Below are 17965 nucleotides of genomic sequence, written 5' to 3' on the forward strand. Positions count from 1 at the left end.
TGCTCCCTCATGGTTACAAACCCGACTGTCAAATGGTTGAGAAGAGTCGTTGCACATCGTTATTTATACATCATGCTCATTCCTTGTCTCGTGTTTTTTGCTATATTTAGCTACATTCCAATGGCAGGATTGCTTCTCGCGTTTAAGGAGTACAAGTTCAACATGACCATTCTGAACAGTCCTTGGGTCGGTCTTGAATATTTCAAAAGGTTTTTCGAGGATTATCAAAGCGGGCAGCTTATTCGAAATACACTCATCATCAGCTGCATGAAGCTCTTTCTTGGAATGCCGTTTCCGATAATATTGGCGTTGATGTTCAACGAAGTAAGAAACAAATGGTTTAGGGGATTCACGCAGAGCATCATGTATTTACCGCATTTTCTATCCTGGGTCATTATCGTTGGCTTGATGCAGCGGATTTTTGCACCGGAGATCGGAATCGTTAATGAAGTGATCAAATGGTTCGGCGGAGACGGCAGTACTTTTTTTGCAATGGATGCGAAGTATTTTTACCCGATGATGTTCTGGAGCTACATCTGGCAGACGGCTGGCTGGGGTTCGATTATCTACTATGCTGCAATAACCGGTATTAATCCCAATCTATTCGAAGCAGCAAAAATAGACGGAGCGAGCAAATGGCAAGAAATTCGCTATGTTGCGCTGCCATCTATTATGCCGACAATCGTAATCGTATTTATTCTTTCGCTTGGCGGCATTATGACGGCGGGCTTTGATCAGCTTTATTTGATGAGAACCCCGGGCAATATGCATTTAGCTGACGTCCTGGACACCTATATCATTCGCGTCGGCATTCAGAGCGCGCAATTTGGCTACGCGACGGCTGTTGGTCTCATGCAAGGTTTAATCGGACTTGTGCTTGTTGTCCTCGCTAATCGGGCAAGCCGAAAGCTTTCGGACAATGCGCTATGGTAAGCAAGTATTCCATTGGAAGAGCGTTTAAGACGTTTTTCATAAATCTATCAAGCTGATGAGGAATGGGAGAGGGATTCTACATGAAAAGATGGAGCATGCTGCTCATTACACCGATTGTCGCTGGTTTGCTGCTGGCAGGCTGTACGGGAAATGCGGGCAATGAGAAACCAAACACGGAGAACTCGCAGGACAATTCGGCAGCAGCAAAGCCGGTTACTTGGATTGCCGATCGTACGATTAAAGGACTTGTTTTTATGGACAGCGACATCAACACAGAAATGAACCCTGAAATTGCTGCCAAGCTCAAGGAAAAGACAGGAATTACGCTTGAGATGGAGGCGGTACAAGGCGGCGATTCGACCGAATTGCTCGCAGCCGGCATCGCATCTGGGGATTTGCCCGATTTCATCGCTTATTATTTGGATAACAGCGGACGTCCAGAGATGGCGGTTATTCTTAAAGCAGCTAGCGAAGGCATGTTTGCAGATTTGACCCCTCTGTTTAAAGGGACGAAAGTATACAGCAAATATTTGGAGGAAGGCTACCTTCCGAAGGACACGCAATTCGGGTCGATGTTCCGGCCTGAATTCAACGGCTCGTCCTACCTGGCCCATATGAATATTTGGCGCCAACCAGGCTACAATTCCCGTAAATATGTTTCTGGTCCATATATTCGCAAGGATATCGCAGACGCGCTGAAAATCGATCCAAGAGAAATTCATACTGCGGAGCAGTTATACGAGCTGGCGAAGAAAATCAAGGCTGGCGGCTTTAAGGATAATAACGGCAAGGATATTTACCCAATTGGACCTGACTACTACGGTGGCAGAGAAGATAGCTTGCTATATTCTGATCTAGTATGGGGCGAAAGCGATCAGCTCATCAAGCGCAATGCGGAAGGCAAAATCGTACATGAGAGCCAAACGGAATTTCCAATGAAGCGGGTTGCATTCATGCAGAAGCTTTTGGATGAAAAACTGATGGACCCTGAGTTTTTCACAATGGAAGAGACACGGGCAACAGAGGGCGCTTTGAATGGCTCATTCGCGATTATCGGCATGCACAACTACATTGATTTTAACAATGACGGGCATTATTTGCCGATTGGGCCTCTGAATAGAGCGGATGCCCCTTACCAAATGTCAGTGCCTTACAAGACAGCCTATGGCGCATGGTCGATTCCGGCAACAACGGAGCGTCCAGAGGAAGTTGTTAAATTCGCTGATTTTCTCGCAAGCCGCGAAGGAAAGCTATTGTGGCAATACGGACTCGAACGAAGAGATTATACGCTTGATGAGAATGGCAATCCGATTGTGAAGCAAGAAGTGCTCGATCTCAAAAAGAATGATCCGGACTCAGCGTTAAAGCTAGGCTTTGCAGTCGCGGGCAACACATGGGGCGAGGCGCTTGGCGCGACTGACAAGGAACCTTTGGGTGATTTCGGTGAAATGTTCTACGGCGATGCCGTTAATCCGGATCTGAATGCCGGACCGGAGAAAATCGCGGAATATTGGAATTGGGATGAGAAGCGCAGCAACGCTCGCCTTGAAGATGGATACAGGCCATTGTCATTTCTATCCGATTATCCGAAGGGTGAGCAGCTCAAGGCGGCTCTGGACAATTACAAGGACAGCATGATAAGGGCTTATTACACAAAATCTCTTGATGAAGCAAAGAAGATAGTTGATTCAGCTTCTGAGCAGCTAAAATCCGCTGGATTGGACGAATATTTGGAGCTTCTTGAACAAAAGGACAAAGATATAAAAACAAAGCTCATCATGCAATAGGGCTTGAAACAGGCGTCTTCATCCTGAGATGGATGAGGGCGCCTCTCCTTCCTTGATGCGGCTAGAGAGGATGAACAGCTTTGAACGAAGCGTATAAATTATCTCCTGGAGAAAAGGCTTTCCGAATCATCAATGCCTTGCTTCTCATTCTGTTATGTTTATCCATCATTCTTCCGTTTCTGAATGTAATCGCATTAGCTTTCAACGAGGGCAAGGACGCGGAGAGCGGCGGCATTTACTTCTGGCCGCGCGCATGGTCGCTTGAGAACTTTGAAGAGCTGTTCTCTTCCGGTAATGTGATGCAGGCTTTCTTCATTTCTTTATTCCGCACCGTAATAGGCACGGTATCCAGCGTTATCCTAACCGCGATGGCAGCTTATGCCTTGAAGAGCAGGACAATGCCTGGAGTCCAGCTGTTCACGATGGCGATTTTTTTCACAATGCTGTTCAATGGCGGCTTGATTCCTTATTATATTTTATTAAAAGATCTACATTTGACGAACTCCATCTGGGTTTATATTATTCCGTCGCTGTACAGCGTGTGGAATATTCTCATCATGCGGACATTTTTCCAACAGATCAGCGGAAGTCTCGAAGAAGCCGCTCGTATCGACGGTTACAATGATTTTTCGATTTTTTGGCGTATTATATTGCCTCTTAGCCGTCCGGTGATCGCCGTAATTAGCTTGTTTAATGCTGTAGGCCATTGGAATGATTGGTTTACGGGCGCATTTTTTGTTCGGAATGGAGATTTGAGACCACTGTCTACGCTGCTCCAGGAAATGCTGACCCGTCAGGAATCGCTGCGGCGGCTGCTTAATAACATGGCAAGCGGCGCGAACCTTGAGATGCTCGATAGAATGCATGTAACCGGAAATTCGCTCAAAATGGCGACAATCGTCATCGTGGTGACGCCTATTATAATGGTCTATCCCTTTATCCAGAAGTTTTTTGCAAAAGGCGTTATGATCGGATCTTTGAAAGAATAAGGAGGGAATTAATATGAATACGATGCCAACCTTTAAACTGCGAATAGGCGGAGCGGGTCAGGCCATTATTTTTCCTATCTATAAAGACAGCTTTGAGAATTCGCAAAGCGGCGTGCTGCTGAATTCGTTTCTTGAAAAGCATGAACCGCGGCAGCGGATGGGCGAGCGTGGACAATTTACATGGTTCTACGGACGCGGAGAGCAGCCGCATTATTTGTTCGTCGGTATGGGCGATGGCGGTCACGCTACAGCTTTTCATTTAACGGAAGCTGCAGGAGCTGCTGGTCGAGCGGCGGAGCGGGAAGGGCTGCAGTCGGCGGTTATTTCCTTTGAGGGGCTGGGCGTTCGGGCGGGCAATGATGTCGAAGAAGCAACATTCATATCAGCATGGGTAGAAGGCTGGCTGCTTGGGACATATGCTTTCGATCGTTACCGTACGAAAAAAACGCATCGCAGCATTACATCCATCCTTTTCGAGGCGGAGGGTAAAGAGAGTCTGGCGGAAGCGGTTCGCCTCGGTGAAATTCGGGCGCAAGGCACGATGCTGGCCCGCGATCTGACTAACGAGCCTTCGAATGCGCTTACTCCACTAAAGTTTGCCGAACGTGTTCAGGAGCATTTTGAGGGCGAAGCGGTAAGTATTGCTATTAAGACGGGAGAAGAGCTGGAGCGTCTTGGTATGGCGGGTCTGCCGGCAGTCGGCCGCGGGAGCGTAAATCCGCCCGTATTCATGGACTTAAGGTATTGCACCGACCCTGCTATGCCTCTCACCGTTCTAATCGGCAAAGGCATTACGTTCGACACAGGCGGCATCAGCCTGAAGCGCGACAATGATATTAGCGATATGCGCATGGACATGGCGGGTGCCGCTGCTGTAATTGGTGCCTTGAGCATTGTCTCTGGTCGCGGCATCCCGGCGAATATCGCTGTATTGGTCGCTGCAGCGGAGAACGTCCCTGACGCCAATGCTTTGCTGCCTGGGGAGGTGCTAAGGTATGCGAATGGTACGACGGTGCAGGTTGGCAATACCGATTCGGAAGGTCGGCTGGTGCTGGCGGACGCTCTAGTGTACGCGGGTCAAATCGGCGCTCAGCGGGTCGTCGATATGGCAACGTTGACGTATTCATGCGGAGGTGCGCTCGGCTCGCTATTGGCTGGAATATGGGGAGACGACATGCTCGTGCAATCGATTCGGACCGTAGGCGAGAGTGTTGGGGAAAAATTATGGCAGCTCCCTCTCGTCGATGAGTATGAAGCTTATTTGAGAAGCGATTATGCCGACATTTGCAATATCAGCCGCGTAGGCGAAGCCGGAGCTATTACGTCAGCTCTGTTTCTGCGCAAGTTCACAAGCTCTTCGTATAAGTGGGCGCACATCGATATGAACGCGTTGAAGGAATCGTCCGACAGCAAGGGTCATCTAGTTGTCGGCGCAACTGGCTATGGGACGAGACTGCTCGCCGAATGGATTGCGAGCGGCGTCTAAAGATGTAAAATGAGATCATACCATTCCCTGTGCTGCATTAAATGAGAGAGTTCCGGATAAAGTGCAAAAAAGCCTCCAAATCCACTATACAAGTGGGCTTGGAGGCTTTTTTGGGCAGGTTGATTGTTGTGACAGCGCTATAGATTCTGCTTATGTGGTACGGAAAAAAATGCATAGGAGCACATATGCGCTTACAGCAACGAATGGGCCGTACCTGAAACGTCTAAAGGCTATAAGTAGCAATACTATTCGGTTGTTTAGACCGAATGAGTGCATATCTATAAATGGGGCATATTCCAAGCTAGTTAGCCGCATATGAGACAGCCTCTACTCTATTTAATGACCCGAAGCTTCATGGTCGTTGGATAGCTTTAGCACGTCAAACACTTTGAATAGCAGGCTAAGCACAATCGCAACTACGGTAGCGAGCGCCATCCCCGAAAGGGAGAAATCGCCGATAGTAAGATTCACGCCGCTAAGGCCAGTAACAAGCACGACTGTCGTTAAGAACAGATTGGTAGGCTTGCTGTAATCCACCTTGGATTCAACGAGCATCCGAAGGCCGGAAGCCGCGATTACGCCGAACAGCAGCAAGGAAACGCCGCCCATAACCGGTCCTGGAATAGCGGAAATGAGCGCCGAAAATTTCCCGGAAAATGAAAGCACGATCGCAATAACCGCCGCGCCTCCAATAACAAAAGTCGAGTAGACCTTCGTGATCGCAAGCACTCCGATATTTTCTCCATAGGTCGTGTTAGGCGTGGAGCCTACAAATCCGGATAGGATGGTAGAAATCCCGTTGCCCAGCATGGACCGGTGAAGGCCGGGATCCTTCGATAGGTCTTTGTCTACGATGTTGCCGGTGACGACCAAGTGCCCGATATGCTCAGCGATGACGACAAGCGCCGCAGGCCCAATAGCGATGATCGCCGACCACTGAAAGACGGGGGTGGTGAAATGCGGAAGCTGAACAACACCGCTCTCTGCCACGTTGCTGAAGTCGGCAAAGCCCATGAAATAGGCAAGTACATAACCGGTTACGATACCGATCAGAATCGGGATAATCCGCATGAAGCCACGGAATAGCACCGAGCCGAGCACCGTTACAGCAAGGGTGATGGTCGAGAGGGCTACAATTTTTGGATCTGGCGACCATACTGCAGTAGATGAAACATCTGCAGGTCTAATCCAGCCAGCCATCCGTGCCGCGACCGGGATAAGCTCTAAACCGATAATCGCGACGATTGCACCCATTGCTGCAGGTGGAAATACAACATTGATCCAGCCGGTACCGGCTGCTTGAATGATAAGTGCGACGACCGTAAAGATGACGCCCGATATAATAAATCCGCCAAGAGCAGCCTCATAGCTGCCGCCAGATGCGTGATCACCGATAACGGCGCCTGCTGGCGCGAGAAAAGCAAAGCTTGAGCCGAGATAAGCTGGAATTTTGTTGTTGCAAATCCAGAGATACAGCAGCGTTCCGATCCCGTTCATGAGCAAACAGATTGCCGGATCAACGCCGAGTATATTCGGTACGAGCACGGTGGAGCCAAACATAGCAAATAGATGCTGCAAGCTCAGCAGAAAGCTTTGCAGACCAGGAGGCCTTTCGTGAACCCCAATTGCGTTTTTCATGAGAATAAGCTCCTTCAAGGATAGGTTGTCTATTTTTGACCTTTGTCGATTCTACATAGTTCAGCAATGGTTTGGCAAGTGTTTTCTTATCATAGGTTAGACATAAACGAATACATTAATGATAAGGAGGAGGTGACACAGGATGGAATTGTGGGCGATCTGGCTCATTCTCGCTGGCATATTGGTAGTCGTGGAGATGCTAACGCTTACGTTTTATTTGCTGTGGCTCGGCATCGGCGCCTTTGTTGCTGCTGTTATTGATTGGTTTTGGCCAGGGTCTCTTGTGCTTGAACTGGTAGCTCTCTGCATCGCTGCACTCATATTGACGATCTTTACGGGACCGATTACTAAGCGCTTTCATTCCTCGCGGGGCTTTAAGGATGCCGTGGACGAGCTTGTTGGCAAGCAAGGAATCGTGCTTGAGGAGGTAACGGGAGAAGCGCCCGGCATCGTCAAAGTAGGAAATGAAACGTGGAGCGCGGTGTCCAACGAGCCGTTGTTAAAAGGAGAGTCTGTTAAAGTCGTCAGTCGCGGAAGCGCAGTGCTCCAAGTTGAGAAATGGGGAGGCTAATGATTAATGGGTCTAATCGTAGCGATCATTTTGCTTGCAATCGTCGTCGTATTCGTCGCTTTATCAATCAAAATCGTACCGCAGCAACGGATAGGCGTTGTTGAGCGTCTCGGGAAGTTCAACAGGCTGCTGACGCCTGGCGTCAATATACTTATTCCGATTATCGATCATGTTCGGACGTACCATGATTTGCGGATTCAGCAAGCGAACGTGCCGCCGCAGACGGTCATTACGAAGGATAACGTTCAGGTGAAAATCGATACGATCATTTTTTATCAGGTGACCGGTCCGGAGCAGGCAACCTATGGCATATCCGATTACGTATACGGCGTGCGCAATATTAGTACGGCCACGATGCGGCAAATTATCGGCAAAATGGAGCTGGACGAGACGCTGTCCGGACGCGAGAAAATATCGTCGGATATTCGGATCGCGCTTGATGAAGCGACTGAGAAGTGGGGCGTACGCATCGAGCGGGTCGAAGTGATCGACATTCAGCCTCCGGTTGATATTCAGGATGCGATGGATAAGCAAATGAAAGCGGAGCGAAGCAAGCGTGCGATGGTGCTCGATGCGGAAGCGGCGAAGCAGGATATGATTTTGCGCGCCGAGGGCGATAAGCAAAGCAAAATATTAAAGGCGGAGGGCGATAAGGAAGCGCGTATTCGTCAAGCGGAAGGGCAACGACACGCCCAGGAGCTTGAGGCGCTAGGGGAGGCGAAGGCAATCCAAGCGATAGCCGAGGCGGAGAAAAACCGGATCGAGCTCATCCGCTCCGCCGGCCTCGACGAGAACGTGCTGACGTACCGCTCACTTGAGGCTCTTACCGATATAGCCCAGGGTGCGGCAAATAAAGTGTTCATTCCAACTAGGGCAATCGATACGCTTGGCAGTATCGGAGCTATTGGAGAAATGCTGAAAGCAAGCAAATAGCGGCAGCTAGAGTTAGTACGGATTTCTATATAAAATGTCCCATGAGCGGCTTCGGCTGCTTTTGGGGCATTTTTATTTCGTTCCAAGGTGCCCGGGACGATTGGCGCCGAGAAGTGAAAGTCAGTTGGTTTGGAGTACGAATCGTAACATTCTTGGCTAGTTCTACCATTTAATCAGCTTTAAACTACATTATATTTCTGGCGATCCGAGATCGTTTACTGTTCGTGTGAACGACGGGGCTAGCGGCCGCTGCGACCTTCCGAAAACAGCGGATTGGAATACGCGGGGTAAAAGACGGTCATGGCAAAGGCATCCAAGTGACGGAGCGTCAAGCTCGCATCATTTTCAAGAATGGGCATAGATTCCTCTAAGGGGATAGTTGCTTTGGATTTATGGAGTGGTCAGGAATGGCGCTTAATGCCTGAGGATGCTGAGCATCGTATTGAGCTGGCGCCGGCTGAGTTTAAGCTTCTGCTTTACAAACAAGCATAATCGCGATAAAGACGGCTTAATTCGCAGATAATCGAAGGGAATAGGTTGTTATTAAAGTAAAATAAGAAAATTTGCCAAATATCCGTGACCTTTGCCTGACTTTCTCGTATTATCCCCTAAGTCATTATTTTGAAAAATATAACAGTCGCTTGAAAGGGGAGAGATGTCATTGAGCTTTACGGATCAGAATCAAAATCAAGAACAGAATCTTGGTATGAGCGGTCGCAGGCCGCCGGAATTAAGACCGGCCACGGTGAAGAAAATCATCATAGGGATCGTTGCGGCAGTAGTTGTCATCCTTGTAGGAACGTCATCCTTCTATACGGTGCAAGAGCAAGAAAGGGCAGCCATTCTAACGTTTGGCAAATATTCGGGGGAAACCTCGGCAGGACTGCACTTCAAATGGCCTTATCCGATTCAGCAGGTTATTACCGTTCCGGCAGAGCTGACACAGCGGATTCATATCGGCTATCGTCAGGAAGGCAGCGAGGCGATTCCCGTCGATGAGGAAGCGATGATGATTACGGGTGATGAAAATATCGTATCGGCAGACGCGGTTGTGCAGTGGAAGATAAGCAATATTCACGATTATTTATATAACATCTCGGACGCTGAGCAGTTTTTACGCAATGCGGCAAGCTCTTCAATCCGCTCCGTCATTGGCTCGGAGAAGCTTGATTATGCGATCACGGACGGTAAGACGGTCATCCAGGACAAGGTAAGGGTGAAGCTGATCGAGCTGCAGGCCAAGTACAAGACTGGCATTCAGATCATTGATATCAAGTTCCAGGATATTGAGCCGCCTAGCGGTCAGGTAGCCGAAGCCTTCCGCGAAGTGACGAACGCGCGCGAGGAGAAAAATACGAAAATCAATAATGCCGCGAAGTATGAGAATGACCGCATACCGAAGGCGCGCGGAGAGGCGCAGGCGCTGCTTGAGAATGCGGAAGGCCAGAAGAAATCGCGGATCTTGAACGCGGAGGGTGACGTTGCCAAGTTTAATGCAATATTCGGAGAGTACAAAAAAAATCCGAATGTTACCCAAAGCAGGCTCGTGCTGGAGACGCTAGAGAAAATTTTGCCGAATGCTAAAATATTCATTACGAATTCCAACAGCGATACGGTAAATTACTTGCCGCTAAATGAGCTGCTGCGCAGCGGATCAGGCAGCACGGCGACTCCGCCTGCAACAACTCCGCCAGCCACAGAAGCTCCGCAAGGAGGTGGCGCACAATGAAACGAAACCAATGGTTAACGCTAATTATCGTGCTTGTGGTTGTTATTTTGGGCTCAGGCTCGATGTATATCGTGAAGGAAGGCGAATACAAGGTTGTGCTTCGGTTCGGAGAAGCGATGAGAGCTGTGCCTGAGCCAGGCCTTAAGTTCAAAATTCCGTTCATTGAGAACGTATCGACGCTGCCTAAGTACCAAATGACTTATGAGAGCAGCCCGACTACGATTTTGACGAAGGATCAGAAGCCGATCGTAGTGGATAACTACACGGTATGGCGCATCACCAACGCATCGCAGTTCCTAAGAACGGTGCAGTCGGTAAGCGGCGGTATTCAGCGGATTGATGAGGCGGTATACAACTCCGTTCGACGCAAGCTGTCGGAGGTTAATTACGATAATATCATCAGCGAGAATACAGCGCGCGGCAACATCAACGACGAGATTACGAAGGATGTTGTTTCCGCTTTGACAAGGGATAATTACGGAATCGAAGTTATTGATGTCCGCATCAAGCGCACTGATTTACCGGAGGAAAATAAGCAAAGCGTATACAACCGGATGATTTCGGATCGCCAATCGATTGCGGCCCGCTATTTGTCAGAGGGAGACGAGGAGTCGCGCAAAATTACTTCCAAGGCGGATCGCACCGCGACGGAGCTGCTTGCACAGGCTCAAGCCGATGCCAAAAAAATCGTCGCTGAAGGCGAACGTGAAGCAGCCGTTATTTATAACAAAGCCTATGGCAGTGATCCGCAGTTCTACAATTTCTACCGGACGCTGGAAAGCTACTCGACCACTTTGCAAAATGAACCGGTCATCATGATTCCGATTGATTCGCCTTATGCGAAAATATTGTTAGGCCAATAAAAAAAACGTGTTCTATTCGTTAGTTGAATAGAACACGTTTTTTGGTATGCTCACAGGCTGCCGCATGATTTGCGAATAATTAACTCGGTATTAATGAGATAGTCAGGTGATCCTAATTTCTATTCCACTTATTGTAATATTGACACACATGATGTAAACTACTTCTACCAAATAGTGTGTTTGGAAGGGTAGAAGTAAAATGACATGCACATGTAGAGAAAACATTGAAAAATTAAGAAAAGAAATGACTGAAGCTTATGATAATGTCCACTCTTTCATAGATGCATCTGTTCTTACTGCAAGCCAAGCCCTAGATGATGCGCTTGTCGAATATAGGAAATGTCCAAATTATGAATTGTGCAACACTGAACGATGGAGACAAGTCAAGAAGGATACTTTGTGCAAAAATAATGATGATGTCAAAATAATCGCTGTTTAAAAAGCCCTCGACCAATTAAGATCAAAAGCTTTTATTTATTCAATAATCCGAGTCGATCCAGTATGACTGCCAATTGCTCATGGGTTACGGGCATAAGAGCTGCCATTCATCTCGCAAAGAACAGAAGAATCAGTCCAAATCTTCATCGGCGCACTCCCGATCCTAATCGTCTACCTGTTTCTCCAAACGTTTTTTGTGAAAGGCTTGATTATGGGCTTGGTAAAGGAGTAATCGCTGAATTAAGCTAGTTCCAGCTCATCAGTGTCGATAGTACGATCTACAGAAGCGCTATCAGCAAGCACCACCTGACGAAAGCGCATTCTTCATCAACTTTACTCCGTGCGGGTGTCCAGAGGGCGCAGCGCCTCGGGGCCCTCCCTGACTGGGAGGGTTTGGGAGGGTGCGGAACGCCTTTGAAGGTCTGGCAGTAAACGCCCTTGAAGGTCTGGCAGTAATCCTTTAATGGTTCAATGCATCAGGCCTTGCAGCCAAGCGCTTATTAACCCGAATACTAATCATCCGATCGATAAAATATGCCCCTGCTATGAAGATTAGAAATAGATTCGGATAACCGTATCGGGAGAAGGCGACGAAAGGTATATAAATAACGGTGAAATAAGCCAGCGTCAGCAGCAAAAGCAAATAGGGTATATTGCGCTTCCTAATGGCATTGACTAGCATGAGCACCAAGCCTGCGGTACCGATTAGCGTCATAAGCGTATGCATTGGATAGACGTACGCAATTGGGATGTCGAACACCGTTCTCCAATAGTAAGGTCCGAGATACAGCCCTTTTATTTTATCGGTCGTATACCATTTCAAATAATCCATTGGCTGGTTCGTAAAGCCGTAGCGCATAATTTTTTTCGCTGTTTCTGCCATAGCATCATCTGAGCCTAGAAACAAGCTGGCCCTATCGCGTCCTGGATATTCCGGGTGAGCGTCGAAGAACGGCTGCGCGGGAGCTGCATTATTAATTAAAGCTCCTAAAAGCATAGGATTTCCAGCTGACTTGGTGAACGGAATAAACTCATCAAACGTAATGTAGTTGCGTATCCACCAAGGACAGAGCAGCAGCACCATCGTTATGGATATGACAACCGTATGCTTAACGATCGTCTTCCAGGAAACTTTATTGAACAGCCATAATAGAAATAATACGACTGGAAAAAGTCCGGTATGCGGCTTAAAGTAACAGCCTAATATGACGAGAACCGCGACGATGATGTAATGCTTCGTTTTATTGCTCTTTAAAGCAAGCAGGCTGAAGCAGATTAACAGCATAAATATCGTTCGGAATATCGTCTCGGACAAAATAACACCAGAAGAGAAATAATCTGGCAAATATAGCGCGGTTGCGATACTGGCAATAAGAGCGGCTCTGCTGTTAAACAGCTGATTCGCAATGACAAAAATAAGATAAACAGAGAAAGCCTGCAGCGCTGCCTGCAAAATTCGAAATGCGATCACAGCTGCTTCACCTTGTCCGAAAATCAACATTAAACCAGACAAAACAAAGGGCATCCCAGGCATAATGAAGGAGGACGGCGACTCGCCGCTATTATAAGCAAGCGTATGCTTATTCAACAAAATTTTGGCGCTGTTTACGTACTTCACGTCATCATTATTTAATTTTTCATAGGTGCCGAGCAAAAAATGATCACCATAAATAAGAACGGATGCCGTGCTGATTGCGAATACGAGCAGAATAGTTACGAGCAGACTAGTTCGGATAGGCTTTGATACTTGACTTAAATTAAACAATTACTACACACCTTTCAATTGTATTAAAACCATTATAACGAATATATTAACTACATTATAACGAATAAAAGATGTAAAATGTTCCAGCTGAAGTGTTCATTCCTTCGATTTACTATATTTTCTATCTATAAGCATTCGTACAATTGCTATAGATCTTCCTCACATATAGTAAATGGAGGTGAACACTAGTGTACAAAAAAAATTATGCCAGCCGTAATATACAAGGAAAACTGCGAGTATGTGAATACTTATCGGCAAATCCAAAGCTGGAAAGTTACGTGCCGCAAACCGTTTCGTTTAGCCTTGAGCATCTGGAGATGATGATTAACCGCTATGGTATGGCTTATGTTAAGCCCAACATAGGCTCTCATGGGATCGGCATCTTTAAGGTCAAACGGAACGATTCGGGATATGAGCTGTATGAAATTGTGAAAAAGAAACAAGTACGCAGTCTCTACAAGTCTATTTCCGAAGTCTATGATCGGATGAAGAAGCAGGGAACGGCTAGGCTGATTATTCAAAAAGGGATATCATTGGATCTCGTAAACGATTGTCCATACGATATTCGGGCGATGGTGCAGCGGAAGCCAGGAGGCACTTGGGTTTGCACGGGATTAATTGTAAAAGTCGGAGCACGCAATAAAATCGTAACGAACTATTATCAAGGCGGCACTATTTTATCGATGAAAAAGCTGGGGAAAAAACAAGGCCTGTCAGCAGGGGAAATTGAAAGCCGCGTAACGAAGCTTAACCATGTTGCCCTGCAAATCGCGCAAACCTTGAGCAAGAAACGATCTGGCATGCATGAGCTAGGCGTCGATTTTGCTTTCGATAAGCTGCAGCATCTATGGGTGCTGGAGGTGAACTCTAATCATCCGCAATTTTATCCGCTTAAGCAGCTCGACCCAGCTGCTTATCGCAAAATGAAACGTTTAGCGGTCAGCTACGGCAGACGCGATGCTTAAGAAGAAAGAAGAGCAGCAGGTCATGGCTATTGCCTTGATAGCTGCTCTTTTTTGTAACAGATTAATTGATTGCGCTTACTTCTATGATTGAAAAGTATCATTTTTAGTTGTTCAGATAGCTATTAGTGTTTTTGGTATCACGATAAAATACAAGGAGAACAACAAGAGCAAGGGGGATTGAGTAGTGGCGCAGCTTTCAGTTAAAGACGAACTAGTAATTAAACCAAAAACTAAAAACGTTTTCATCCGATTCTTGAAGCAAATCGACATCCAGATGATGGTGTTGCCTGCATTGTTACTCACTATAGTGTTTAGCTACATTCCAATGTATGGCGTATTGATGGCTTTCCAAGATTACAGCATCTTCAAAGGTTTTTTTGCAAGCGAATGGGTCGGTTTGAAGCATTTCGACATGTTTTTCAACTCTCCGGAGTTTTTTGAAGTCATGCGAAATACGATCATCATCAGCTTATTGAAGTTCTTTATAGGATTTCCGGCACCTATTGCATTAGCGTTAATGCTTAACGAAGTGAAGAACATGATGTTTAAGCGTATCGTGCAAACGGTAAGCTATCTGCCTCACTTTTTATCATGGGTAATCGTTGCGGGATTGATCATGTCGATGCTCTCGACGGATAATGGCAGCGTTAATATTTTGCTTCAGGAAATGAATTTTATAAAAGAGCCGATAAATTTCTTATCGCTTCCAGAGTTATTCTGGTCGATTCTCGTTTCGACCGGCGTTTGGAAGGAAATCGGATTTGGCTCCATCGTATACTTAGCGGCTATCGCCGGCATCGACCCAAGCATGTACGAGGCAGCATCAATGGACGGAGCGAGCAAATTCAAACAAATCTTTTTGATCACCTTGCCTTCCATCATGCCGGTTGTCCTTATCTTTATGATTCTGGCGATTGGGAACCTGTTGAATGCAGGCTTTGAGGACATTCTCCTGCTTGCCGTCAACCCGGTGCTCCGAGACGTCTCCGATGTTATCGATACGTACGTTTACCGAGTCGGTATTCAAAGCTCAAGGTACTCGTACGCAACTGCGGTAGGCCTATTCAAAGCTATTATCAGCGTTGGACTTCTGACGATGGCGAACTATATGGCACGCAGAGCCGGCAGCAGCTTGTGGTAGACTATAATTAGCCCGGAAAGGCGGATGATTCAGTGATCAGGCTCAGCTTTGGAGACCGCGTGATGACGGTAACCTTCTACATTTTATTAACACTATTAGCTTTTATGACCTTCTATCCTTTCTGGAACGCGCTGGTCATTTCCTTTAACAAAGGCATAGACACGGCGCTGGGTGGCGTAACCTTTTGGCCACGTGTCTGGACACTTGAGAATTACGGCATTGTTTTGAAAGATGAAAGAATGATCGGCGCTTTCCTGATTTCTATCTTACGGACGGTTGTAGGTACGATTACATCGATTCTCTTTACAGCTGTTTTCGCATATGGCCTCTCTAAGAAAGAGCTGATTGGCCGGAAGTTTTACATGATCCTATGCATTATTACGATGTATTTCAGCGGCGGACTTATCCCTTACTTTCTATTGATCCGTGAGCTGCAACTGATGAATACGTTCTGGGTTTTCATCATCCCGACGCTGGTCAGCGTATGGAACATGATCATATTCAGAACCTTCTTCCAAGGCTTGCCTGCTGGTCTTGAGGAATCCGCGAAAATCGATGGAAGCGGCAACTGGGGCATCTTTTTCCGAATTGTTGTTCCGCTCTCTGGACCGGTTATTGCAACGCTGTCGCTATTTACCGCTGTTTACCATTGGAATGATTGGTTCGGTCCAAGTATTTTCATTACCAATGAGAAGCTTATTCCTATACAAACGATGCTTAAGCAAATATTGAATTCGAACATCGTTTCAGATCAAATGGCTTCCCTAGATTCAGCAGCACAAGGTCATATGGCGAAAATGAAATCGGTTACCAGCAAGTCGTTGTCTATGGCGACGATGATGGTAGCTACCATCCCAATCATTATGGTGTACCCGTTCGTGCAAAAATACTTCGTAAAAGGCGTTCTGGTTGGATCGTTGAAAGAGTAGCAGCAAGCGTATGAAAAGTAGTTTAAAGCGAAAGCTTTGAACATATAAAAAAAAGTTTGAAAGGGGATTTTAAACAGATGATTACAAAAAGAAAATTGCTCATTCCAATGGTTTCTGCTTTTATGGCTGTTTCTTTATTGGCAAGCTGCAGCGGAAAAGATGGCAATTCTGGCAATGGTGCAGCGCCTAGCAACGCGGCGGAAACGAATAACGGCAACAAAACGGAAGCTGTATATGAGCTTGGCAAGGAGCAGTTGGATTTTACGCTATATGGTCACTATGACTGGTACACGATGCCAACATGGGGCGGAGAAATTACAAGCTCATGGATTAGAGATAATAAGAAAGTAAACGTAAAACCGATTCATTCCGGTGGTGCAGCTCCTCAGAAGCTGAACACGATGATCGCTACAGGCGATCTTCCTGATGCAATCTGGCTGGAGCGCGTCGATGTGGAGCAATTGCGCAAAGCAGACCTGCTCGTACCATTTGATGATTACCTAGATAAATACCCGAACTTGAAAAAATGGCTGGGCGAGGAAGGCATTAACATGCTTCGTTCCGAGGACGGCAAGCTTTACCAGTTCCCGAACTGGTATACGAGCCAACCAAACGGTAATGCCGGCTATGTTGTAAACAAAAAGATCTACAATGAGCTTGGAGCTCCAAAGCTGGAAACAACCGATGATCTTTACAACTACTTGAAGCTTGTAAAAGAGAAATATCCGAACGTCGTTCCTTACGAGCCGGATTTGGCGAAAGACGGACAAGGTATTGATGTCTTGTACACAGCTTTCAAAGAAAACGACCAGAACTTCCCAGGCATGCGTGCAGTGCCTAACGGTGATAAGCTGACTTCAATCTTCCTTGATCCGGAATACCGCGAGGGCTTCCAATATGCTTCTAAGCTATTCCGTGAAAAATTGATTACACAGGATGCAATGACGCAAACGAAAGATCAAATTACAGAAAAAGTAATGACAGGCCGCGTAGCGGTATATGCAGGGGCTAGCCCAACTGAGCTTGCGATGCAAGCACATGCTGAGCTTGTGAAGAACGATCCTGAAGCTGGTTACTTCATGATCTGGCCGATTCACAAAGAAGGTCTTGATAAAAACAAAATTTTCCCTGGCAGCTACGGTATGCTAGGCTGGAACGTAACTGTTATTACGAAAAAAGCTAAAAACCCAGAAGCACTATTCGCTTTCTACGACTGGCTGACTGGTCCTGAAGGACAAAGCGTATTGATGTGGGGACCTCCTGGACTTTATTGGGACGGTGTAGAAGCAGATGGATTCACGCCGAAATTCACAGAAAAATATACGACTGAAGCAGGCGAGATGGCTAAGCTTCAAGCAGAAACAACAGATCTGAACTGGGTTGGCAACACGGTATTCCTAGATACGACTAAAGCGAAGTTTGAAGAGAAATTGCCGGTAGAACAACAAAACTGGGCGACTCGCTTCCAACGTGAGATCACTTGGAAAACGCAATCCAATATTACAGAGTTCATTAACATTGATCCGCAACCGGATTCGGAAGAAGGCATTATCCGTCAACGTATCGAGGATCTATACCTTGAAGTAAGTGCGAAAGCATTGTTCGCTAAGAGCGATGAAGAAGTGCTAGCGATCTTTGATCAAGCGGAAAAAGATGCTCAAGCAGCGGGTTACGATAAGCTGCTTGCTTTCAAAACAGAAAAATGGCAAGCAAATCTAGCAAAAATTAAAGCGCAATAACTTATAGCTTTTCAAAAAACGCCGGGTATACTAAGATTCTTAGTATACCCGAGTTTTTT

Annotated in this window: 15 protein-coding genes and 1 pseudogene; 14 read left to right on the forward strand and 2 right to left on the reverse strand. The window is 46.7% G+C overall.

The features are described from left to right. Nucleotides 1–9 precede the first annotated feature (9 nt). From AC2TDN_RS01655 to AC2TDN_RS01670, 4 genes are all read left to right on the forward strand, one after another. On the forward strand, nucleotides 10–933 hold the full coding sequence (locus AC2TDN_RS01655; RefSeq protein WP_482065026.1) for an ABC transporter permease: 924 nt from the start codon (nucleotides 10–12) through the stop codon (nucleotides 931–933). An 80-nt stretch (nucleotides 934–1013) separates the two neighbouring features. Then, a complete protein-coding gene (locus AC2TDN_RS01660; RefSeq protein WP_482065025.1) occupies nucleotides 1014–2720 on the forward strand; it encodes an extracellular solute-binding protein in 1707 nt (568 codons plus the stop codon). A gap of 80 nt (nucleotides 2721–2800) precedes the next feature. Continuing rightward, nucleotides 2801–3709, forward strand: coding sequence for a carbohydrate ABC transporter permease (locus AC2TDN_RS01665; RefSeq protein WP_484686810.1), 909 nt, complete (start codon nucleotides 2801–2803; stop codon nucleotides 3707–3709). Between the two features lie 13 nt (nucleotides 3710–3722). Then, complete coding sequence (locus AC2TDN_RS01670; RefSeq protein WP_484686811.1) at nucleotides 3723–5195, forward strand: leucyl aminopeptidase family protein; 1473 nt, start codon at nucleotides 3723–3725, stop codon at nucleotides 5193–5195. Between the two features lie 336 nt (nucleotides 5196–5531). Here AC2TDN_RS01670 and uraA read toward each other — a convergent pair whose 3' ends face one another. Then, nucleotides 5532–6833, reverse strand: coding sequence for a uracil permease (uraA, locus tag AC2TDN_RS01675; RefSeq protein WP_484686812.1), 1302 nt, complete (start codon nucleotides 6831–6833; stop codon nucleotides 5532–5534). A gap of 142 nt (nucleotides 6834–6975) precedes the next feature. Between uraA and AC2TDN_RS01680 the strand changes: the two genes are divergently transcribed. From AC2TDN_RS01680 to AC2TDN_RS01705, 6 genes and pseudogenes are all read left to right on the forward strand, one after another. Next, the gene (locus AC2TDN_RS01680; protein ID WP_482065021.1) at nucleotides 6976–7404 is read left to right on the forward strand and encodes an NfeD family protein; all 429 of its coding nucleotides are present in this window, start codon (nucleotides 6976–6978) and stop codon (nucleotides 7402–7404) included. Between the two features lie 6 nt (nucleotides 7405–7410). Continuing rightward, nucleotides 7411–8337, forward strand: coding sequence for an SPFH domain-containing protein (locus tag AC2TDN_RS01685; RefSeq protein ID WP_484686813.1), 927 nt, complete (start codon nucleotides 7411–7413; stop codon nucleotides 8335–8337). Between the two features lie 661 nt (nucleotides 8338–8998). Further along, nucleotides 8999–10066 (forward strand): FtsH protease activity modulator HflK, encoded by a 1068-nt coding sequence (hflK, locus tag AC2TDN_RS01690; RefSeq protein WP_484686814.1) that lies wholly within the window; start codon nucleotides 8999–9001, stop codon nucleotides 10064–10066. Continuing rightward, nucleotides 10063–10929, forward strand: coding sequence for a protease modulator HflC (gene hflC / locus AC2TDN_RS01695; protein WP_482065018.1), 867 nt, complete (start codon nucleotides 10063–10065; stop codon nucleotides 10927–10929). Before hflK ends, hflC begins: the two co-directional genes overlap by 4 nt. A gap of 199 nt (nucleotides 10930–11128) precedes the next feature. Next, complete coding sequence (locus tag AC2TDN_RS01700) at nucleotides 11129–11368, forward strand: Spo0E family sporulation regulatory protein-aspartic acid phosphatase (RefSeq protein ID WP_484686815.1); 240 nt, start codon at nucleotides 11129–11131, stop codon at nucleotides 11366–11368. A 108-nt stretch (nucleotides 11369–11476) separates the two neighbouring features. Then, a pseudogene (locus AC2TDN_RS01705) lies at nucleotides 11477–11599 on the forward strand (carbohydrate ABC transporter permease); the annotation flags it as partial. A 228-nt stretch (nucleotides 11600–11827) separates the two neighbouring features. Here AC2TDN_RS01705 and AC2TDN_RS01710 read toward each other — a convergent pair. Next, complete coding sequence (locus tag AC2TDN_RS01710) at nucleotides 11828–13132, reverse strand: glycosyltransferase family 39 protein (RefSeq protein ID WP_484686816.1); 1305 nt, start codon at nucleotides 13130–13132, stop codon at nucleotides 11828–11830. Between the two features lie 188 nt (nucleotides 13133–13320). On the opposite strand from AC2TDN_RS01710, the gene AC2TDN_RS01715 reads away from it, so the two are divergent. The 4 genes from AC2TDN_RS01715 to AC2TDN_RS01730 all read left to right on the forward strand — a co-directional run bounded on the left by AC2TDN_RS01715 (nucleotide 13321) and on the right by AC2TDN_RS01730 (nucleotide 17906). Next, entirely contained in the window at nucleotides 13321–14097 is a 777-nt protein-coding gene (locus AC2TDN_RS01715; RefSeq protein WP_484686817.1) for a YheC/YheD family protein, read from the forward strand. Between the two features lie 184 nt (nucleotides 14098–14281). Further along, nucleotides 14282–15238: an ABC transporter permease gene (locus AC2TDN_RS01720; RefSeq protein WP_482065014.1), complete on the forward strand. Its 957-nt coding sequence runs from the start codon at nucleotides 14282–14284 to the stop codon at nucleotides 15236–15238. A 32-nt stretch (nucleotides 15239–15270) separates the two neighbouring features. Then, nucleotides 15271–16167 carry a carbohydrate ABC transporter permease gene (locus AC2TDN_RS01725; RefSeq protein ID WP_482065013.1) on the forward strand — a complete coding sequence of 299 codons (897 nt, stop codon included), beginning with the start codon at nucleotides 15271–15273 and terminating at the stop codon, nucleotides 16165–16167. 77 nt (nucleotides 16168–16244) lie between these two features. Next, on the forward strand, nucleotides 16245–17906 hold the full coding sequence (locus AC2TDN_RS01730; RefSeq protein ID WP_484686818.1) for an extracellular solute-binding protein: 1662 nt from the start codon (nucleotides 16245–16247) through the stop codon (nucleotides 17904–17906). Nucleotides 17907–17965: the final 59 nt, after the last annotated feature.

Source organism: Paenibacillus sp. Y660 (assembly GCF_057221575.1).